The organism is Aeromonas sp. R1-2, assembly GCF_040908505.1.
In the GTDB taxonomy this organism is placed as follows: Bacteria; Pseudomonadota; Gammaproteobacteria; order Enterobacterales; family Aeromonadaceae; genus Aeromonas; species Aeromonas veronii.
The window spans coordinates 106,722-126,471 of sequence record NZ_JBFODU010000006.1; the positions used below are offsets into that span (position 1 = coordinate 106,722).

17 protein-coding genes are annotated in these 19,750 nt (G+C 60.0%); 12 read left to right on the forward strand and 5 right to left on the reverse strand.

The features are described from left to right. Positions 1-14: 14 nt before the first annotated feature. The 12 genes from infC to AB5Y76_RS00960 all read left to right on the forward strand — a co-directional run bounded on the left by infC (position 15) and on the right by AB5Y76_RS00960 (position 14,196). Positions 15-545 carry a translation initiation factor IF-3 gene (infC, locus tag AB5Y76_RS00905; RefSeq protein ID WP_196783562.1) on the forward strand — a complete coding sequence of 177 codons (531 nt, stop codon included), beginning with the start codon at positions 15-17 and terminating at the stop codon, positions 543-545. Between the two features lie 86 nt (positions 546-631). Continuing rightward, positions 632-829: a 50S ribosomal protein L35 gene (gene rpmI, locus AB5Y76_RS00910; RefSeq protein WP_005336688.1), complete on the forward strand. Its 198-nt coding sequence runs from the start codon at positions 632-634 to the stop codon at positions 827-829. A 15-nt stretch (positions 830-844) separates the two neighbouring features. Then, complete coding sequence (gene rplT / locus AB5Y76_RS00915; protein WP_005336687.1) at positions 845-1,201, forward strand: 50S ribosomal protein L20; 357 nt, start codon at positions 845-847, stop codon at positions 1,199-1,201. Between the two features lie 379 nt (positions 1,202-1,580). Next, a complete protein-coding gene (gene pheS / locus AB5Y76_RS00920; RefSeq protein ID WP_005336686.1) occupies positions 1,581-2,564 on the forward strand; it encodes a phenylalanine--tRNA ligase subunit alpha in 984 nt (327 codons plus the stop codon). 12 nt (positions 2,565-2,576) lie between these two features. Further along, on the forward strand, positions 2,577-4,964 hold the full coding sequence (gene pheT, locus AB5Y76_RS00925) for a phenylalanine--tRNA ligase subunit beta (protein ID WP_263717263.1): 2,388 nt from the start codon (positions 2,577-2,579) through the stop codon (positions 4,962-4,964). 3 nt (positions 4,965-4,967) lie between these two features. Further along, entirely contained in the window at positions 4,968-5,264 is a 297-nt protein-coding gene (gene ihfA / locus AB5Y76_RS00930; RefSeq protein ID WP_005300715.1) for an integration host factor subunit alpha, read from the forward strand. Between the two features lie 15 nt (positions 5,265-5,279). Continuing rightward, positions 5,280-9,269, forward strand: a complete 3,990-nt coding sequence (locus tag AB5Y76_RS00935) for a transporter substrate-binding domain-containing protein (protein ID WP_263717264.1) — start codon at positions 5,280-5,282, stop codon at positions 9,267-9,269. After that, positions 9,256-10,500, forward strand: a complete 1,245-nt coding sequence (locus AB5Y76_RS00940) for a response regulator (protein ID WP_103252047.1) — start codon at positions 9,256-9,258, stop codon at positions 10,498-10,500. The genes AB5Y76_RS00935 and AB5Y76_RS00940 overlap by 14 nt, the downstream gene beginning before the upstream one ends. Before the next feature lie 3 nt (positions 10,501-10,503). Beyond that, positions 10,504-11,145, forward strand: coding sequence for a GNAT family N-acetyltransferase (locus AB5Y76_RS00945; RefSeq protein ID WP_263717265.1), 642 nt, complete (start codon positions 10,504-10,506; stop codon positions 11,143-11,145). A gap of 60 nt (positions 11,146-11,205) precedes the next feature. Then, on the forward strand, positions 11,206-11,979 hold the full coding sequence (gene cobB / locus AB5Y76_RS00950; protein WP_005336680.1) for a Sir2 family NAD+-dependent deacetylase: 774 nt from the start codon (positions 11,206-11,208) through the stop codon (positions 11,977-11,979). A 91-nt stretch (positions 11,980-12,070) separates the two neighbouring features. Further along, on the forward strand, positions 12,071-12,547 hold the full coding sequence (locus tag AB5Y76_RS00955) for a hypothetical protein (RefSeq protein ID WP_263717266.1): 477 nt from the start codon (positions 12,071-12,073) through the stop codon (positions 12,545-12,547). Continuing rightward, entirely contained in the window at positions 12,547-14,196 is a 1,650-nt protein-coding gene (locus AB5Y76_RS00960; protein ID WP_263717267.1) for a diguanylate cyclase, read from the forward strand. Before AB5Y76_RS00955 ends, AB5Y76_RS00960 begins: the two co-directional genes overlap by 1 nt. 86 nt (positions 14,197-14,282) lie before the next feature. Here AB5Y76_RS00960 and AB5Y76_RS00965 read toward each other — a convergent pair whose 3' ends face one another. From AB5Y76_RS00965 to rbsA, 5 genes are all read right to left on the reverse strand, one after another. Next, positions 14,283-15,287, reverse strand: coding sequence for a substrate-binding domain-containing protein (locus AB5Y76_RS00965; RefSeq protein WP_263717268.1), 1,005 nt, complete (start codon positions 15,285-15,287; stop codon positions 14,283-14,285). Continuing rightward, positions 15,287-16,219, reverse strand: coding sequence for a ribokinase (gene rbsK / locus AB5Y76_RS00970; RefSeq protein ID WP_263717269.1), 933 nt, complete (start codon positions 16,217-16,219; stop codon positions 15,287-15,289). Before rbsK ends, AB5Y76_RS00965 begins: the two co-directional genes overlap by 1 nt. A 108-nt stretch (positions 16,220-16,327) precedes the next feature. Next, complete coding sequence (rbsB, locus tag AB5Y76_RS00975; RefSeq protein WP_005360585.1) at positions 16,328-17,203, reverse strand: ribose ABC transporter substrate-binding protein RbsB; 876 nt, start codon at positions 17,201-17,203, stop codon at positions 16,328-16,330. Between the two features lie 30 nt (positions 17,204-17,233). Continuing rightward, positions 17,234-18,202 (reverse strand): ribose ABC transporter permease, encoded by a 969-nt coding sequence (gene rbsC, locus AB5Y76_RS00980; RefSeq protein WP_005336670.1) that lies wholly within the window; start codon positions 18,200-18,202, stop codon positions 17,234-17,236. Then, a complete protein-coding gene (gene rbsA, locus AB5Y76_RS00985) occupies positions 18,199-19,728 on the reverse strand; it encodes a ribose ABC transporter ATP-binding protein RbsA (protein ID WP_005336668.1) in 1,530 nt (509 codons plus the stop codon). The genes rbsC and rbsA overlap by 4 nt, the downstream gene beginning before the upstream one ends. Positions 19,729-19,750: the final 22 nt, after the last annotated feature.

The window sequence follows — 19,750 nt, forward strand, 5'->3', positions numbered from 1 at the left end:
AAGGCGGAAAAAAACTGGGCAAGCAACCGCAAGCCCGCGCTCACCGGATCAATGAAGAGATCCGTCTGAAAGAAGTTCGTCTGACTGGTCTGGATGGTGAAGCCATTGGCATCACCTCCATTCAGGATGCTCTGAACTTGGCCGCAGAGGCCGGAGTTGATCTGGTAGAGATCAGTCCAAATGCTGAGCCGCCCGTTTGCCGGATCATGGATTACGGCAAATTCCTCTACGAAAAGAGCAAAACAACCAAAGAACAGAAGAAAAAGCAGAAAGTCGTCCAGGTTAAGGAAATCAAATTCCGTCCTGGCACTGACGAAGGCGACTATCAGGTAAAACTACGCAACCTGGTTCGCTTTCTGGAAGACGGGGACAAGGCTAAGGTCACCCTGCGCTTCCGTGGTCGTGAAATGGCCCACCAGGATCTTGGTATCAAGGTTCTGGAGCGCGTCAAGAACGATCTGGAAGAGTTGGCTGTAGTCGAGTCGTTCCCGAAAGTCGAAGGCCGTCAAGCTGTGATGGTCCTCGCACCTAAGAAGAAATCTTAAGGCCCACAAGAAATTGACTCATGGGGCCTGCCCCATGAGTTGGTTCGCCTTGCGATTTTGTTGTCACTCACAATGCGGAGTATGAAATGCCGAAGATGAAAACCAACCGGGGTGCTGCAAAGCGCTTCAAAAAGACTGGCTCGGGTCGCTTCAAGTGCAAGCACAACCACCTGCGTCACATCCTGACCAAGAAGAGCAGCAAGCGTAAGCGTCAGCTGGGACCGAAATTCATGGTTTCTGCTGCCGACCACAAACGTGTTGTCGCTTGTCTGCCGTACGCATAAGGGGGGATGTGAAAAATGCCAAGAGTTAAACGTGGTGTGACTGCTCGAGCTCGTCACAAGAAAGTAATGAAAGCCGCCAAAGGTTACTACGGCGCACGTTCCCGTGTTTACCGCGTAGCGGTACAAGCGGTAACCAAAGCTGGTCAGTATGCCTACCGTGACCGTCGTCAGAAAAAGCGTCAGTTCCGTCAGCTGTGGATTGCGCGTATCAACGCTGCAGCCCGTCAGAACGGTCTGTCCTACAGCCGTCTGATCAACGGTCTGAAGAAGGCTTCTATCGAGATCGATCGCAAGATCCTGTCCGATATCGCCGTTCACGACAAAATGGCTTTCACCGCCCTGGTTGAAAAAGCTAAAGCAGCTCTGGTTTAATCCAGTTCTGTTATAAACGCTAAAAGGAGGCTCAGGCCTCCTTTTTTGTATCTGTCATTTGCGGTTTTACATTACTTTTCCCTTTGTCCCTTCCATATTCTGTCCACTGTTTTACACGCGCTACAGTTTTCTCCACACAAGGCGATATGTGCGAGATGACCTGTTTTACAAATGGCTTATATGCCAACAAACTAGACGTTTGTCCCACTATTTAAGGAGTGGCGGTGAACCGATAAGACTCGCTTGATATAACAAAATGATTTGTAGGGAGAAAAGCCAACCTTAGCTATGGTCAGCGAAGGGGCTTTTTTTGTATTATTCCCCCCTTGACCTTATTTAGCCTAAAGGCTCCTGTACCGGGAGTGGTGACGAGGAAGACATGCAACAGCTTGAAGAAGTAGTCGGCCAAGCCAGAGCCGAAATTGAGGGCGTGAGCGATATCGCGACCCTCGACGAAATCCGGGTCAAATATCTGGGTAAAAAGGGCTTTTTTACCGAGCAGATGAAGGGCCTGGGTGCCTTGTCTGCCGAAGAGCGTCCTGCCGCGGGTGCCGTGATCAACCAGGCCAAACAGCAGGTTCAGGATGCGCTGAATGAGCGCCGTGAAGCCCTCGAAGTCGCCGTGCTGAACCAGAAGCTGGCTGCCGAAACCATCGACGTCAGTCTGCCGGGTCGTCGCATCGAGAATGGCGGTCTGCACCCGGTAACCCGCACCATCGAGCGCATCGAGCGCCTGTTTGGCGAGATGGGCTTCAAGGTTGCCCGTGGTCCCGAGATTGAAGATGGCTTCCACAACTTCGATGCGCTGAACATTCCGGCTCATCACCCGGCGCGTACCGATCACGATACCTTCTACTTCAATCCTGATCTGATGCTGCGTACCCACACCTCGGGCGTGCAGATCCGTACCATGGAGCATCAGCAGCCGCCGATCCGCATCATTGCACCGGGCCGCGTCTATCGTAACGACTACGACATGACCCACACCCCGATGTTCCATCAGGTTGAAGGTCTGCTGGTTGACGAGCATGCCAGCTTTACCGAGCTGAAGGGCATTCTGCACGACTTCCTGCGCAACTACTTCGAGGAAGACCTGACCATTCGCTTCCGTCCTTCCTATTTCCCGTTCACCGAGCCGAGCGCTGAAGTGGACGTGATGGGCAAGAACGGCAAGTGGCTGGAAGTGCTGGGCTGCGGCATGGTGCACCCGAACGTACTGCGTTCGGTCGGCATCGATCCGGAAAAATACTCCGGCTTTGCCTTCGGCATGGGCGTTGAGCGCCTGACCATGCTGCGTTACGGGGTCAACGACCTGCGTGCCTTCTTCGAAAACGACCTGCGCTTCCTCAAGCAGTTCAAGTAAGGGCGAGAGAACATGAAATTCAGTAAATCCTGGGTGATGGAGTGGGTCCGCACCGAGTTGAGTGACAATGCACTGGCCGAGCAGATCACCATGGCCGGTCTGGAAGTGGACGCCGTGGAAGCGGTGGCTGGCCAGTTCAACAATGTGGTTGTGGGTGAAGTGGTCGAGTGCGCCCAGCATCCGGATGCCGACAAACTGCGTGTGACCAAGGTCAACGTGGGCGAAGCCGAGCTGCTGGACATCGTCTGCGGCGCACCAAACTGCCGCCAAGGCCTGAAAGTGTGTGTGGCCAAAGTAGGGGCGACCCTGCCGGGTGATTTCACCATCAAGAAAGCCAAGCTGCGCGGTCAGCCGTCTCACGGCATGCTCTGCTCTTTCAGCGAGCTGGGTATCGATGTTGAAGCCGATGGCATCATTGAGCTGACGGCCGATGCCCCCATCGGTACCGATATTCGCGACTACCTCAATCTGAACGACGTCTCCATCGACGTGGATCTGACTCCGAACCGTGCCGATTGCCTCGGTATCGCCGGTCTGGCCCGTGAAATCGGCGTGCTCAACAGCGTCGACGTGGTCGAGCCGACTTGGGCACCAGCTGTTGCCACCATTGATGCAACTTTCCCGATCCGGGTTGAAGCACCAGCTGATTGCCCCCGTTATCTGGGCCGCGTCATCAAGGGGCTGAACTTGCAGGCCCAGAGCCCGCTCTGGATGCAAGAGAAGCTGCGCCGTGGCGGCATTCGCTCCATCGACGCCATCGTCGACATCACCAACTATCTGCTGCTGGAATACGGTCAGCCGATGCACGCCTTCGATCTGGCTACCCTGGAAGGGGAACTGGTGGTGCGTCGCGCCCACGCTGACGAGCCGATGACCCTGCTCGACGGCAACGAAGTGAAGCTCAAAGAGACTACCCTGGTGATTGCCGATGCCAAAGGTCCTGCCTGCATGGCCGGTATCTTCGGTGGCAATCGCACCGGTGTATCCGAGACCACTACCGACATCTTGCTGGAGTGCGCCTTCTTCGCGCCGCTCTCCATCACCGGTCGTGCTCGCGCTTACGGTTTGCACACTGACTCTTCCCACCGCTTCGAGCGTGGGGTTGATCCCGAGCTGCAAGCCAAGGTGATGGACAGAGCCACCCGTCTGCTGTTGGACATCTGCGGCGGTGAAGCGGGTCCGGTCATCGAGGTCAAATCCGATGCCCATCTGCCCAAGGCTGCCCCCATCAAGCTGCGTCGCGCCAAGCTCGACAAGGTGATCGGTATCAGCGTGGCTGACGCTCAGGTGGTCGAGATCCTCACCCGCCTTGGCATGCAGGTGACTGTGGATGCTGACGGTTGGACTGCGCTGGCACCCTCCTGGCGTTTCGATATCGCCATCGAGGAAGACCTCATCGAGGAAGTGGCTCGCATCTACGGCTACAACAACATCCCGAACCTGAAACCGGCCGCCTCTCTGGCGATGGTTGAGCAGGCAGAAGGGCAGGTGACCTTGAAGCGCGTACGCGACCTGCTGGTTGACCGCGGTTTCCAGGAAGCGATCACCTACAGTTTCGTCGATCCCAAGACCCAGCAAACCCTGTTCCCGCAGAGCGATGCCATCGTGCTGCCGAACCCGATCTCGGTCGAGATGTCCGCCATGCGTGTCTCTCTGTTCCCGGGTCTGGTGCAGGCCGTCGTTTACAACCAGAACCGTCAGCAGCCGCGCGTGCGTCTGTTCGAGCAGGGTCTGCGTTTCATCAAGGATGAAAGCGCCGAGAACGGTATCCGTCAGGAGCCGATGCTGGCCGGTATCATCACTGGCAATCAGAGCGACGAGCACTGGGACATCAAAACCCGCGCAGCCGACTTCTTTGATTTGAAAGGGGATCTGGAAGCGGTGCTGGACTTGACCGCCGAAGGGGCCACCTTTACCTTCGAGCGCACCGAGCACAGCGCCCTGCACCCGGGCCAGAGCGCAGCCATCCTGCGTAATGGCGAGATCATCGGCCACATCGGTGTGATCCACCCGAGCCTCGAGAAGAAGCTGGGCCTCAAGAGCCGCGCGGTGATGTTTGAGCTGGAGCTGGACAAGCTGACCCCGGCCAAGGTGCCTGTGGCAGCCGAAGTTTCCAAGTTCCCGGCGAACCGTCGCGACATCGCCGTCGTGGTCGATCGTCAGGTTCTGGCAGGTGATGTGCTTGCGGTAATTAAAAAAGTTGGCGGAAATCAGGTAGTTGGAATAAACTTGTTTGACGTATACCAGGGTGCTGGTATGGCAGAGGACAAGAAGAGCCTGGCCATCAGTCTTGTATTGCAAGACACCCAGCGCACCCTGGAGGAGAAAGAGATTGCCGAGACCGTAGACAATGTCGTGCGGGCCCTTGGTGAAGAGTTGAATGCATCCTTGAGGGATTGATCTATGGCGCTTACCAAAGCCGACATTGCAGAGCACCTGTTCACCCAGCTCGGGATGAGCAAGCGTGAAGCCAAAGATATGGTGGAAGCCTTCTTTGAGGAAATCCGACAGGCGCTTGAGCGTGGTGAACAAGTCAAGATTTCAGGCTTCGGTAACTTTGACCTTCGTGAGAAGAATCAGCGTCCCGGACGCAACCCCAAGACGGGCGAGGATATTCCTATCAGCGCCCGCCGCGTGGTGACCTTCCGGCCTGGCCAGAAGCTCAAGGCTAGGGTAGAAAATGTTGAACCCAACGAGTGATAAAAAGCCAGGCAGATGCCTGGCTTTTGTTTTCAGATGACCAAATTCCCCGTTTTTCTTCTGGGTGCCGTACTGGCACTGCCATTGCACGCCAAGCCTTTGCAGACCACAGTGCTGCCGTTGGCGCCGGCGACCCAAGCTTATGTAAATTCACTGAGTCAGCTTTCGCTCTGCTATCCTGCGACGCTTCCTCCACCATACCTGATGGCCGAGGGGGGTCTGCTCAAGGATCGTCTCGCCCGGTTGCAGGAGCTGTTCCCGATTCCGCTTGTGCTCAAAGAGTTGCCCGATTGGCAGACATTGCGCAACGGGCTCGCAGAGGGTGACTGCGACATCATTCCCTATGTTGGAACCCGCAAGAAGGCCGTGGAGGGTATGCGGTTAAGCCGTCCGATGATGGAGACCGATGCCGCCATCCTCTACAAGGGAGAAAATCTCAAACAGGCCCGCTTTCTGGTCTATTCGGTGGCAGACTCTGCCCGCCTGCTGCACGAGCTCTATCCTCAGGCGCGTATTATTTCCCTAAAAAGCGGAGAGAAGGTCTACGACGCGCTGCAGAGTGGCAAGGGGGATGCCTATCTGGGGGACTATCTGCAACTGCGCTATCTGATGCGCGAGTTTCCGGCCGATGGTTTGCGTCTGCGCCGCCTGTTTGGTGAGGATCGGATTATCAGCTATCGCCTGATGATGCGTGATCAGCCTGAGTTGGCCAATCTGGTGGACACCCTGATCCGTCATATGCCCGCCGGTACTATCTATACCGATCTGGCTCGCTATCTCGATCAGGGGTCGCTATATGTCAACCAGCCCCACTTCAGCGATACCGAACAGGCCTGGTTATCCGGCCGCGGTCGCACCATTCGCCTGGTGGTCAATCCCGAGTTGATGCCCTATAGCGGCGTCAATGATCTGGGGGAGGCGAAAGGGTGGAGCGCGGATGTGCTGCGCTGGGTCACCCAGGAGACCGGCCTGAAATACAAGCTGGTACCTGCAGCCAGCAAGGCGGAGGCCGTAGAAAAGTTGCGCCTTGGTGAGGCGGATATGATGGCCGGCTTGCCGGAATCCCCGGCATTGACGGATCAGTTCATTTTCAGCCGGACGATCTCCACCAATCGGTTTGCCTTGATCAGCAAGCGCAAGCTGGCTGCCGATCGCATCACCCAACTCAAGCGGCAGCGTATTCTGGTGCCGGAATCCCTCTACGATCCCTCCTTGCTCGCCCTGCTCGGTGATCAGGAGTGGGTTCGCACCGACGGCCTTGAGCAGGGGCTTGCCGCGATCAAACAGGGCAAGGCAGACGCCATGCTGAGCGAGCTATATCAGCTGCAATATCCCCAGCGTACCAACTTGCTGGAAGGGCTCGATATTGAGGAGCTGGAAGATCGCTTCAGCCTTGGCTTTGCCATCAACAAGAGTCAGACCGAACTGGCCGGGGTGATGGATCGCAACCTGATGGCGCTGACCAGCACCCAGATTGACGAACTTAACCAGCGCTGGCGCCGCTTGCTCGTTGTGCAGCAGCCTGGCGTGAGCTACGCCGCCTGGTTTGGCTCCATTGCCATGGCACTGCTGATCAGCGGTATCGTCATCGGCGGGATCTGGCGTTCCCGCCAGCAACTGGCGAGGGAAGTGGCCCAGCGTCACGCCGCCGAGAAGGCGCTGGCCATCGAGAGCGAGCTGCGGGAAACCATGTTTCAGGCGTTGCCGGTGCCCGTCTATCTGCGCAATAGCCAGGGCAAGGTGATCAAATCCAATAAACAGGGGCGACGTCTGGCCCTGCGCTATTCGCAGCAGTTGATGCTGCCGCCGGTACAGCCCCAGAAGAGTGAAGGAGAGCTGGTGCTGGGGGATCAGGTCTTCGCTTATGCCCAGCATCCGCTGCGGCTGGATAAGCAGGCACCTGCCACCGATCTTATCGCCCTGTCGGATATCAGTGTGCTGCGTGAGCAGGCCCGTTTTCTGCGTCAGGCAGAGCGCCGCCTGCGTGCCCTGACCAATACCGTGCCCGGCGTGGTGCTGCAGTTTATGTTCGAACGGGGACGGGTAGGGGGGATCGAGTTTATCAGCCGGGGTTGTTACGAGCAGCTGGGGCTGGCGAGTCAGCAGATCCGTCGTGAGCCCAAACGGGTGCTCATTATGCTGGAGCGCGAGGATCGCCGCCGGGTAAGCCGTGAGATGTTCGCCATGTTGCAGGCTGGCAAACCCTTCGCGTTCACCATGCGCTATTACCATCCGACCAAGGGTCTGCGCTGGTTGCAGCTCTATGGCCGTGGCCGCAGTCAGCCGCAGGGTTGGCGGATCTATGCGGTGATGCAGGATGCCACTGCCCGGGTCGAGCAGGATCAGGCATTGCAGCACTCCCATGAGCAGGCGCAACAGGCAGTTCTGGCCAAGGGGCGCTTTTTGGCCGCCATCAGCCACGAGATCCGCACGCCAATGAACGCCATGCTCGGCTTGCTGGAGTGGCTGGCCAGCACCCCTTTGTCGAGAGAGCAAGACTCTGCGCTGGCGCGGGTGCGTCAGGCGGGGGATGAGCTGCTCGGCCTGCTCAACGATGTGCTCGACTTTAGCCGCAACGAAAACAGCAAACTCTCCCTCTCGCCCCAGCCCACCGATTTTGCCGAGCTGTGCGAGCACGTGGCGGCAGTGCACTGGACCAAGGCGCGGGCCAAGGGATTGCAACTGCGCCTTACGTTGGACCCGGCTCTGCCAGCCCTGCAGACCCTCGACCCTCACCGGGTACGGCAAGTGCTCCACAACCTGCTCTCCAATGCCATCAAGTTCAGCCTGCGTGGGGAAGTGGTGCTGTGGGCCGAGGTGGTCGCATCAACCTTGCGCTTCGGTGTGGATGATCAGGGGCCGGGGATCACCGCCAAGATGCGCACCACGCTCTTTATGCCGTTCGAGCAGTTTGCCGTTGAAGGGCAGCTGCGGGCGCCGGGCACCGGTCTTGGTCTGGCGATCTGCAAGCAGCTGATCGAGCAGATGGGTGGGCTTATCGATGTCGAGGGGCGCGCCGGTGGTGGTAGCCGCTTCTATTGCGAGTTGCCTCTGAAGCGGGTGCAGCAGGAGCCGGACTGGCTGCCCAATGTGCGGCAGCTGGCACTCTCTTTACCCCACGATGAGGCGCAAGCGCTGTCGCCCTGGCTCAGTCGCTTGGGGATCGCAACCGTCAGCAACGCCGTTGATACGCTGCAAGCGGAGGTGGACGAGAAGGGGCTCTACTATTGGGCCTGGCAAGGGGAGTCCTGGGTGCCCGGGACCATCATCACTCTGCTGCAGCCACGGTTGACCCCGGATCAACCGGTGGCCGGCACCCAGCCCGGGCTCGGCATGCGGGTACTGCTGGTTGAAGATCACGATGTCAATCGCGAGCTGATTAGCCTGCAACTGGGCCAACTTGGTGCCAGCGTTATCACTGCCGCCAACGGGCAGCTGGCGCTGGAGATGCTGGCGCAGCAAGAGGTGGATTTTGTGCTGACCGATCTGCAGATGCCGGTGATGAACGGGGCCGAGCTGTGCAGGCAATTGCGCCAATCCGCCCGTTGGGCCCGTCTGCCGGTCTATGTGATCACCGCAGATCTCAGTGATCAGGCGGCAAGGGAGCTGCAATCCTGCGGTTGCGATGGCCATCTGGACAAGCCGGTCGCCCTCAAGGAGCTGGCAACCTTGCTGCGCCATATTGCCAAAGAGGGGAGCAATGTTGTCGCCCCGACACCGATTGCCTCGCTGCTGACCGATGAACTGGCCGCCCTTTATCTGAAGGCTACCCGTGATGATTTGGCCGAACTTGAGCACTGCAGCACAGAAGAAGATGAAGTTGGCGTGAATGCTGCTTTACACAAGTTGAAGGGGGCCGCCAGAATGGTAGGGGCGACTGCGTTGGTGGCGGCCATTGAAGAGTGGCAACAGGCGCCCCATCCGATGCTGCAAGCCAGATTGAACCGGGCACTGGATGAGTTCAGCCAGCAGTTTTCAAAGAGGGCTCAAGATGATCATCACTGATGAAGAATTACTGGCGTTGCTCGATTCGGAAGAGCATGAGGCGGCAGGATTTTGCCCCATTGTGCTCTATGCCCTCGACAGCACCGCCCATGAGTTGGCCAGCACCATGACATTGCCCTCCTATGTCACGCTGCACCGTACCCGACCGGATGCCTGCTGGCAGTGGGAAGGGTTGTTTGCGGCAGGTGCCATTGCCCTTTACGACCCCGCCGCTCATCAGCAGGCGGACTATTTCCCCCAGTTGCAGCAGCATGAGGGAATTTACGCTATTAGCGAGGATTGGCTGGGGGGGCTTGCCGCCAGTTACCGTAACTGGTGCAGCTGGCTGGCCGCTAACAAGGTGCTGCTGCTCGAGGATCACCCGTTTCAGGGGATGCAACTGCAACAGACCATCGCCGGGTTGGGGCTCTCCTGTCAGTGGGTACAGGATGAATCGGCTTGTCTTGCGGCATTGTCGGCGGGCGACATCAGCCTGCTGGTGTGCGATCTCAGTCTGGTGGAGCAAGATGCCATCAGTCTGCTGATGAACCAGCCCCAGTTGCAGGAGGCCGGGCTGCCCATTGTGCTGCTTTCGGCCCATGAGCAGACGCTGATCGACGGTGCCCGCCGCCTGCTGCACGATGCCGGTTTCAACATTCTTGCAGCATTGGCCAAGCCGCTTGATTGCGACGAACTTCTCAGGTTGCTGCGCCGACTCTATCTGGGCCCGCTGCGTCAGCAGCGCTTGAGCGGCCAGCGCCGCTCCATCCGCCGGTGGCAGGGGGAGGTGCAGGGTCAGCTAGGGCTGCTCTCCAGTCCCGCAACCCCTCATCCGGTCTGGCTGGCGGTGACAGGCTTGCCCAGCCGCTGGGAGGCGCTCAAGGATTGGCTGACGGAGCAGTCGCGTACCCCAGCCGAACTGACCCTGCTGATCCACCGTCGTGACCACCTGCTCGGCAATGCCGATCGCTTCGCGCTGGTGCTGCAAGCCAGTCTGGCGGGGAGCAAGCTTGCGCTGCTGCTCGATAACAGCCAGCATCTGCCATTCGATCTGCTGGAGCGTTTGCCGCTGCAAGCCTTGCTGCTGGGGCAGGGGATCTTGCCGGAGATGGAGTCCTTGACCGGTGACTCCCTGCTGGGGCGTTTTATGGCCCGGGTTCGGGAGCTGGGGATCGCCGTCTATCTGGATGATCCTTACAACCTGCTCGACGTCGAGGTGTGGCGAGAGCGCGGTATGACGGGGCGCTGGTAAGCCATGCCGCGCTACCTCTGCTGGCCCATGCACCGGGAGCGCCTTGGCAAAGGACTGGAGGGCTGGCCCCATCCGGTTTCCCGGGCCGCGCTGCCACTGGCTATGGAGGTCTCCGGGGTGCCTTGCTTGCTGCGCGAGCTGCATGGTGTGGCGCCTGCCCGCATGCTGGCCGCTTACGATGCATTGAGTGAAGAGAGCATCTATCTGCGCTTTATGCGTCCGAAACGGACGCCGCCACCGGAACAGGTGGCTCAATTTCTCAATTACCATCCCGAACAACAGATTTCGCTGTTGCTGACCGATCTGGCTGGTGAGCCGCTGGCTCAGGCGCAATCAATCCGCCGTCGCCTTCATCCCGGTCGGGCGGAGTTCTCCTGCATCGTGGCGGATCACTTCCAGCACAAGGGGGCGGGGCGGCGCATTCTGCTGGCGCTGGCACTGCTGGCCAGGGCGGACGGGATCCGGGAGTGGACGGCGGAAGTGCTGGCCCAGAACCGGCCCATGCTGACCCTGCTCAAGCGCCTTGGCTTGCCGCTGACCCTGGTGACCGGGCGGGAGATGGTCTTTGTCAGGCTGGATCTGTCGGTACTGGATTCCTGGTTACCCGCACCGCCAGCGGCGCCGCTTAAGACCAAGGGCGAATAGTGACACTTTTTTCCCTGTGCTAAGGTCACATTTATTGTGCGGGGATAGACGGAGCAGCTTATGGCGCAGTCATATAAACATATCGTGATCCTGACCGGCGCGGGGATCTCTGCCGAATCCGGCATCAAGACTTTTCGTGCCTGCGACGGTTTGTGGGAAGAACACAAGGTCGAGGATGTGGCGACCCCCGAGGGGTATGCCCGGGATCCCGAACTGGTGCTGCGCTTTTACAACTCCCGCCGCAAACAGCTCCAACAGCCCCAGGTTCACCCCAATCCGGCCCACTATGCGCTGGCCCGCCTCGAGCGACTGCTGCCCGGTTCGGTCACCTTAGTGACTCAGAACATCGACAATCTGCACGAGAGCGCTGGCAGCAAGAACCTTATCCATATGCATGGCGAGCTGCTCAAGGCCCGCTGCCCCGAGTCCGGTCAGGTGATCGAGTGGCGCGGCGATCTCCATCAGGACGAGCTCTGCTCCTGCTGCCAGTTCCCTCAGCCGATGCGTCCCCATGTGGTCTGGTTTGGCGAGATGCCGCTCGGGCTGGATCGCATCTACAGCGCGCTTGCCCAGTGCGATCTCTTTATCTCCATCGGCACCTCTGGCGCTGTCTATCCGGCCGCTGGGTTTGTCCATGAGGCGGGCCTCAACGGGGCGCACACCATCGAGCTCAATCTCGAGCCGAGCGAGGTGGGTAGCCAGTTTGACGAAAAACGCTATGGCCCTGCCTCCCTGCTGGTGCCCGCCTATGTCGATGAGTTGCTGGAGGCGTGCGGCATTCATCAACCGAGGCAAGTCGAGGGGCACAACTGGATGGAGATGCGCGGTCCCTGAGCTACTGTGCGACGGGACAGTTGCAATGGTTCGGTGAAATCGCCACACTGGCAACCATTTAAAAAATGGGACGCAGTTGGCGCAAATTACCATGACCGCAGTAAAGCAATGGATCGCTTTTTTTCTCCTGATGCTGGCCAGTGCCAGCGCATCGGCCTCCATCCCCCTGATGACTCTGGTACTGCCAGATGGCCAGCAGGTGACCCTCGATGAGGCGGCCCTCTCCGCCTTGCCACAGACCGAATTCACCACGACTACCCCCTGGACTCAGGGCGCCCACCACTATCGCGGGCCGACCCTGTCAGCCGTGCTGGCGGCGCAAGGGATCCCGGATGCTCGCAAGATCGCCGTCTCGGCCCTCAACGGCTATCAGCAGGTGGTGGATCTGGCCCTGTTCGACGGCGTGCCGCTGACCCTGGTGCGTCAGGAGGACGGCAAACCGCTGACCCGGCGCAACAAGGGGCCGCTTTGGCTGCTCATCCCGTTCACCACCTATCCCAAGCTGGACGCGCCCGCCATCCATAACTGCATGGTGTGGCAGGTGACCCGCATCGAGATCGTCGATTGATGGGGCTATCCCGCCAAAATCTGCTGTTGGTTGCGGTGTCGCTGCTGTTTCTGCTCTCGTCGGGCAGCAGCCTCTATCTGCAGTATCGGCAGGAGCAGCTGGTCGATACCTTCTACCGCAATGTCCACTGGAACATCAGCCAGGTGATGCTCGAATCCCAGCGTTTCCTCTACGACCTGCAGCTCTACCGGGCTGGCAGATTGTCGATGGAGACCCTGAGCCTTGATTACGATCTGCTGTGGAACCGGCTCGATATCTTCCTCATCAGCAGTGAAACCGCCGAGATGCGCCAGCGGCACGGGCTCGGCAAGGTGCTGGCCACCCTGTTCGAGCAGATCAAGCAGCTCGAACCCCAGATGGAGGCTGGTGCGCTGCGCGAGGGGGCAGAGCTTGCCCGCTTGCAGGAGGCGATCGCCAGCCAGACCCGTCTCATCGAACAGATAGGGGATCAGATCCTCTCCGGCCAGGAGCGGGAGCATTCGGTCAGCCAGATCCGCAACAGCCTGTTCTGGCTGCAGATCTGGCAACTGATCCTGTTGCTGACCGGTGGCGCTCTGGTCGCAGCCCTTATTCGCGCCAATCTGGCAAACCGTCGGCTTGCCCTGCTCGATCCCCTGACCCAGCTTGGCAACCGCCGTGCCCTGCAGGAACAGCTCTCTCGCGCTCTGCATGCCGATGATGTGAGCGCCCTGGTGGTGCTCGATCTCAAGCGCTTCAAGCAGGTCAATGATCTGCTGGGTTATCAGGTCGGTGATCGGCTGTTGCAGATGGTGGCCGACAAGCTGCAGCAGGCCCATGGCAGCTACGCTTACCGGCTCGGCGGAGATGAATTTGCCGTGGTGCTGACCAAGGCGAATGATGCGCTGGAAACCGCCATTCATGAGCTGGTGGATCTGCTCCATTTCGAGTTCGTGACCCGGGAGTGCAGCTTCGATCTGGCCTGTCGGCTCGGGGTCGCCAAGGCGCAACAACAGGATGCCGCCCGGTTGCTGGATCAGGCCATCCTGGCCCTCAACCAGGCCAAGCGTAGCCAGGAGGGGGCGATCAGCTGGTTTGAGCCTGCCATGCTGCAGCAGTTGCAGTTGAGTCAGCAGCAGCTTCATCAGCTGCGAGAGTGGCTGGTTGGGCGCGAGCCTGCACCGCTGCGAGTGGCATTGCAGGCGCTGACGGACGGACAGGGCAACGAGATGTGGCTGTTGGCACTTGAGTGGCGTGAGCAGGGGGCGCCCTGTCAGATGCGCTGGCTGCAGGAGTGCGGCGTACTGGGGCCCGTGTTGGCCCAGGTGCTGCAAGCGCACGAGGCGCAGTATGCCGATGGTCGGGCACTGCTGGTCCCGCTCGACAACCAGGCCCAGCTGACCCATCTACTGGCCTATCTGCCGGGGTCTTCCCGCACGCCGCTGGTGTTGCTGATACCAACGCTGCAGCCGGATGGTGTCTTGCTGGCGGGATTGCGCCAGCAGGGTTGCACTCTGGCACTCAGAGAGATTGGCAGTACCACCTCGGCGCAGCTGGCAGCCGGCTGGCCTGTCCGCTACTGGTTGCCGCAGGGTGATGAAGATGGCGAGTTGCTGCAGCCTCTGGCCCGACGATTGGGGTTGGTGCAACTGCAAGTGCTGGCGGCCAGGGAGACCCGGTCGCTGGCCTGAGGGCAAAAAGCGGTATTGCACCGGCAAGATACAAAATGACACAAGGCGACCTCGCGGTCGCCTTGTGCGTTGATTGCCCCTGAACGTCAGGGGCGAGGGGCGCAGGATTGCCTGATCACCAGGTCCGGGTCGACGGTGATCAGGTGGTTCTCCACCGCTTCGCCGTTGATGCGAGCTAACAGGCGGGTGACGGCGAGGCGCCCCAGCTCCTCTTTGGGCTGGTTGACGGTGGTGAGCGGCGGTGACATAAATTCGGCCAGCGCCACATTGTCATAGCCAACGATGGAGATATCCCGCGGGATCACCAGCCCCGCCTGATGGGCGGCACTGATGGCTCCCATCGCCATCATATCGTTGCAGACAAAGAGGGCGGTGGGGCGCTCGGGCAATGCCAGCAGACGGGTCATCGCCTGATGGCCGCTGGCGCAGTCAAAGTCCCCCTCCTGGATCCACTCTTGATTGATCGTGAGACATGCCTCCTGCAACGCCTGCTCAAAGCCAGCTTGGCGCTGGTTGGCGGGGGCGCGGCTGTGGGGGCCAGTGATGCAACCGATGGCGGTGTGGCCGAGCTCAATCAGGTGGCGGGTTGCGAGATAACCGCCATGGAAGGAGTTGTCGGCGATAAGATCCACATCTTCGCTGACCAGCCCCCAATCCATCACCACCACCGGCAGGCTCTTGAGCCAGTCGAGCTGATTGAACACCTCTTGCTGTCCTTCGCTACACATGATCAGCAGGCCATCGACCCGCTTGCGCAGCATCATCTTGAGGTAGGAGAGCGCCGTCTCGGCTTGCCCCTCGGTGTTGCCCAGCATCAGGTTATAGCCCTGCTCGAAGCAGTAACGTTCCACCCCGCGCACCACCTCGGCAAAGAAGGGGTTGCTGGAGGTGGTGACCAGCATGCCGATACTGTTGGTCTCCTTCACCTTGAGGCTGCGAGCCACCAGACTCGGGGCATAGTTGAGATCGCGCATGGCCGCAAAGACCCGTTCGCGGGTCTCCTCGGCCACAAAGCGGGTCTCGTTGATGACATGGGAGACAGTGGTGGTGGAGACCTGGGCCCTCGCCGCCACCTCCTTGATATTGGCCATCAGTGCCCCTGCGCAGTCTGCTCAAGCAGGAAGGTGTCGACCTCCTGCTTGCTCGGGATAGAGCTCTGGGCGCCGAACCGGGTGACGGAGAGTGCTGCGGCACCGTGGGCAAAGCGCACCGCGCTGTGGAAATCGGCACCGGCCAGTTCCGCCGCCAGCAGGGCGCCGTTGAAGGTATCGCCCGCGGCAGTGGTATCCACCGCCTTGACCCGAAAGCCCGGGATGAGTTGTTGCTGCTGTGCGTTGCTGCAATAGACCCCCTGCGACCCCAGGGTGATCATCACGTCCGCAATGCCCATCTGGTGGAAACGGGCGGCCGCCTCGCGGGCACTCGTTTCGTCGGTGACTTTCACGCCGGTCAACAGCTCGGCCTCGGTCTGGTTGGGGGTGATAAGATCGACCAGCGCCAGCAGTTCGCTTGAGAGCGGACGGGCGGGGGCGGGGTTGAGCACCACCCGGGTGCCGTAGGCGCGGGCCAGCCGTGCAGCCTCATGGACGCTCTCGAGCGGCACTTCCAGCTGCAACAGCAGGGTGTGGGCATCGGCGATCATCGCTTCGTGGTTTTTCACCACAGCAGGGGTGATGGCACCGTTGGCTTCGGCGGAGATACCGATGCTGTTCTCCCCCTCATCGCTCACATAGATGATGGCGATACCGGTCGGGAGCTTGGGATCGAGCTCGACGGCGCTGACGTCGATGCCATCTTTGGCAAAACCGCTCTTCATCTGGTGGCCGATGGCGTCATCACCGATACGGGCGATAAAGGAGACGGGGGCGCCAAGGCGGGCGGCAGCGACTGCCTGATTGGCACCCTTGCCACCGGGCACCACCTGATAGCTGTGACCGGTCAGGGTTTCACCCGGGCGAGGAAAGTGGGGAACGCGCAGTACATGGTCTGCATTGACACTGCCCAGAACGACGAGACGATTCATGTTGACTACTCCTAATGCATCTTGGCTTGAACACTGTGATGGCGTGAGCTCAAGCCGGGAGGCACCTGAACGAAAGGGAAAAGGGGAGGCGAGCCTCCCCCTTGTGATTTATTTGCTGACCACTTGCAGCGGTACCGGAATGGATTTCTCGACCGGCTGACCTTTCAGCACCTTGTCGGCAGTCTCGACGCCGATGGCACCGATCAGGGCAGGCTGCTGGGCCACGGTGGCGGCCAGTTTACCCTTGGCTACGGCGGCTTTGCCATCGTCAGTGCCGTCGAAGCCGACGATCATTACCTCTTTACCGGCAGCCTGCACCGCGCGGATGGCACCCAGCGCCATCTCGTCGTTCTGGGCGAACACTGCCTGTACGGTCGGATGTGCTGCCAGCAGGTTTTCCATGACGTTCAGACCCTTGGTGCGGTCAAAGTCGGCAGGCTGGGAAGCCAGTACCTGCAGCTTGTTGGCCGCCACGGCCAGGGCAAAACCTTCACCACGGTCGCGGGCGGCGGAGGTACCGGCAATCCCTTCCAGCTGGATCACCTTGGCACCGGTACCCAGTTTTTCGGTGATGAAGTCACCGGCCAGCTTGCCGCCCGCCACGTTGTCGGAGGCGATATGGGCCTTGACCTCACCCTGCGCAGCGCCGCGGTCCAGGGTCAGTACCGGAATGCTGGCGCGGTTGGCCAGACGGATAGCGTTGCCGACCGCTTCGGAGTCGGTGGGGTTGATCAGGATGGCGCCGACCTTGCGCACGGTGAGATCTTCCATGTTGGAGAGCTCTTTGGCCGGGTCATTCTGGGAGTCCAGTACCACCAGCTCGTAGCCAAGCTCTTTGGCTTTGGCTTCGGCACCCTCTTTCATGGTGACGAAGAAGGGGTTGTTGAGGGTGGAGACCACCATGGCCAGGGTTTGATCGGCGGCCTGGGCGGTGCCCAGCACGGACATGATGGCGGCAGCGAGCAGGGTATTGAGCTTTTTCATCATTTCATTCCTTGTGTGTGGCTTGTCTTATCAACGATTGCTTTTGTTATCGATCATCACGGCAAGCAAGATCACGCTGGCCTTGGCGATCATCTGGTAATAGGAGGATACGTCGAGCAGGTTGAGGGCGTTGTTCAGGAAGCCGATGATCAGCGCCCCTATCAGGGTCCCCATGATACGGCCCTTGCCGCCCATCAGGCTGGTACCACCCAGCACCACGGCGGCGATGGCATCCAGTTCGTAACCCATGCCCGCCGTCGGCTGGGCAGAGGAGAGACGAGAGGTAACGATAAGCCCTGCCAGTGCCGAGAGCGCGCCGCACAGACCATACACCGCCAGCTTCACCCGATCCACATTGATACCGGAGAGGCGGGTAGCAGATTCGTTGCCACCCAGCGCGTAGATGTAGCGACCGAGACGGGTGTGGTTGAGCATGAACCAGGCGAGCAGGAAGACGATAGCCATCAGCCAGATGGGTACCGGCAGACCGAACAGGTAACCGGTACCGAGCCAGGCGAAGTGATCGGCGCCGTCACTGAAACCGGTGGAGATGGGACGACCCTCGGTATAGACCATGGTGATACCGCGCAGAGCGGTCATGGTGACCAGGGTGGCGATAAATGCCTGTACCTTGCCCTTGGCAATGATGAGACCGCTGACGCCGCCCAGCAGGGCACCGGCACCCAGAGTGAGGGGCACCACCAGCCAGATTGGCAACTCCATGGCGACCATGGTGGCGGCCAGCGCACCGCACAGGGCGAGCACAGAGCCGACCGACAGATCGATACCGGCGGTAAGGATAACCAGCGTCATACCGACCGCCATGATGGCGTTGACCGAGGTCTGGCGCAGAATGTTGAGCAGGTTGTCGGCGGTGAAGAAGTTGGGGCTCAGAAAGGAGACCACACCAATCAGGACCAGCAGCGCGACCAGGGATTTATTCTCGATCCACCACGCCTTGCTCATGACGCCACGGCGGGAAAGGGTTTGGGTTGTCATTGGGATGCCTCTTGCTCTGCTTGCCACTGTTTACCGACTGCCGCCGCCATCAGCTTCTCCTGATTGGCATCGCGGGTGTTGAACTCTGCGCTGATGCGCCCTTCGTGCATCACCATGATGCGATCACTCATGCCGAGCACTTCCGGCATCTCGGAGGAGACCAGAATGATGCTCATCCCCTCCTTCTTGAACTGGTTGATCAGCTGATAGATCTCCTTCTTCGCCCCCACGTCGACGCCGCGGGTCGGCTCGTCGAGGATCAGCACCTTGGGTCGGGTCAGCAGCCCCTTGGCGATGGCCACCTTCTGCTGGTTGCCGCCGGAGAGCAGCTTTATCAGCTGATCCTGACTCGGGGTCTTGATGTTGAACAGGCGCACATAGTCGCTCACCGCCTGCCGCTCGGCCTTGCCGTCAATCTTGCCGTTGCTGATGAACTCGTCGAGGGCGCACAGACTCATGTTTTCGCGCACCGACAGCTCCAGCACCAGCCCATCCCCCTTGCGATCTTCGGAGATATAGGCGATGCCTGCGGCCAACCCGTCGGCCGGGCTTTTGGGCACCAGCGCATGACCGTCCACAGCCACTTCACCGGCGCTGATGGGGCTGGCGCCATAGATAAGCTTCATCAGTTCGGTACGGCCGGAGCCCATCAGGCCGCTAAAGCCCAGAATTTCCCCCTGACGCAGGGAGAAACTCACCCCGCGCACGCCGGGACCGGCCAGATCTTTCACCTGCAGGCTGACGGGGCCAAGCTCGCGCTCAAGACGCGGATACTGCTCTTCCAGTCGGCGGCCCACCATCATCTCGATGATCTTGTCTTCATCCAGATCGCTCACCGCCTTCTCACCGATCCACTTGCCATCGCGCAGCACGGTGACCCGATCGCAGATCTCGAAGATCTCCTTGAGGCGGTGGGAGATATAGACGATGCCGCAACCTTGCTCACGCAGCTCGCGGATCACTTTGAACAGCTGTTCGGTTTCGGTATCGGTCAACGCATCGGTGGGCTCGTCCATGATGATGACGCTGGCATCGAACGACAGCGCCTTGGCGATCTCCACCATCTGCTGTTCGCCGATGGAGAGATCCCCGAGCCGGGTATCCGGCCCATGTTTGACGCCAAGTCGTGCCAACAGGCCGCTTGCCCGCTCGCGCAGCTGTTTGTGGTCGATGCTGCCAAAACGGGTACGCGGCTCGCGACCGAGGAAGATATTGGCGGCAATCGACAACTCCGGCAGCAGGTTCAGCTCCTGATGGATGATGCTGATCCCCTGATCCTGAGAGTCGCGGGGGCCCTTGAAGTGAACCGGTTGACCGCGGTAGCTGACACTGCCCGCATCGGCCTGATAGATGCCGGTCAGCACCTTCATCAGGGTGGATTTGCCGGCGCCATTTTCACCGAGCAGGGCCATCACCTGGCCCGGATAGACCCGCAGACCCGCTTCGTCGAGGGCGCGCACACCGGGGAAGGTCTTGACGATCCCGGTCAGCTCCAGAATGGGTGAGAGGGGGGAGGTTGTGCTCATTTTCAGCTTCCTTGAAGAGGCC

Coding starts and splice junctions, on each gene's coding strand:
- rpmI (WP_005336688.1), top strand. CDS start 632: ATGCCGAAGATGAAAACCAACCGGGGTGCTGCAAAGCGCTTCAAAAAG.
- rplT (WP_005336687.1), top strand. CDS start 845: ATGCCAAGAGTTAAACGTGGTGTGACTGCTCGAGCTCGTCACAAGAAA.
- pheS (WP_005336686.1), top strand. CDS start 1,581: ATGCAACAGCTTGAAGAAGTAGTCGGCCAAGCCAGAGCCGAAATTGAG.
- pheT (WP_263717263.1), top strand. CDS start 2,577: ATGAAATTCAGTAAATCCTGGGTGATGGAGTGGGTCCGCACCGAGTTG.
- ihfA (WP_005300715.1), top strand. CDS start 4,968: ATGGCGCTTACCAAAGCCGACATTGCAGAGCACCTGTTCACCCAGCTC.
- AB5Y76_RS00935 (WP_263717264.1), top strand. CDS start 5,280: ATGCCTGGCTTTTGTTTTCAGATGACCAAATTCCCCGTTTTTCTTCTG.
- AB5Y76_RS00940 (WP_103252047.1), top strand. CDS start 9,256: ATGATCATCACTGATGAAGAATTACTGGCGTTGCTCGATTCGGAAGAG.
- AB5Y76_RS00945 (WP_263717265.1), top strand. CDS start 10,504: ATGCCGCGCTACCTCTGCTGGCCCATGCACCGGGAGCGCCTTGGCAAA.
- cobB (WP_005336680.1), top strand. CDS start 11,206: ATGGCGCAGTCATATAAACATATCGTGATCCTGACCGGCGCGGGGATC.
- AB5Y76_RS00955 (WP_263717266.1), top strand. CDS start 12,071: ATGACCGCAGTAAAGCAATGGATCGCTTTTTTTCTCCTGATGCTGGCC.
- AB5Y76_RS00960 (WP_263717267.1), top strand. CDS start 12,547: ATGGGGCTATCCCGCCAAAATCTGCTGTTGGTTGCGGTGTCGCTGCTG.
- AB5Y76_RS00965 (WP_263717268.1), bottom strand. CDS start 15,287: ATGGCCAATATCAAGGAGGTGGCGGCGAGGGCCCAGGTCTCCACCACC.
- rbsK (WP_263717269.1), bottom strand. CDS start 16,219: ATGAATCGTCTCGTCGTTCTGGGCAGTGTCAATGCAGACCATGTACTG.
- rbsB (WP_005360585.1), bottom strand. CDS start 17,203: ATGAAAAAGCTCAATACCCTGCTCGCTGCCGCCATCATGTCCGTGCTG.
- rbsC (WP_005336670.1), bottom strand. CDS start 18,202: ATGACAACCCAAACCCTTTCCCGCCGTGGCGTCATGAGCAAGGCGTGG.
- rbsA (WP_005336668.1), bottom strand. CDS start 19,728: ATGAGCACAACCTCCCCCCTCTCACCCATTCTGGAGCTGACCGGGATC.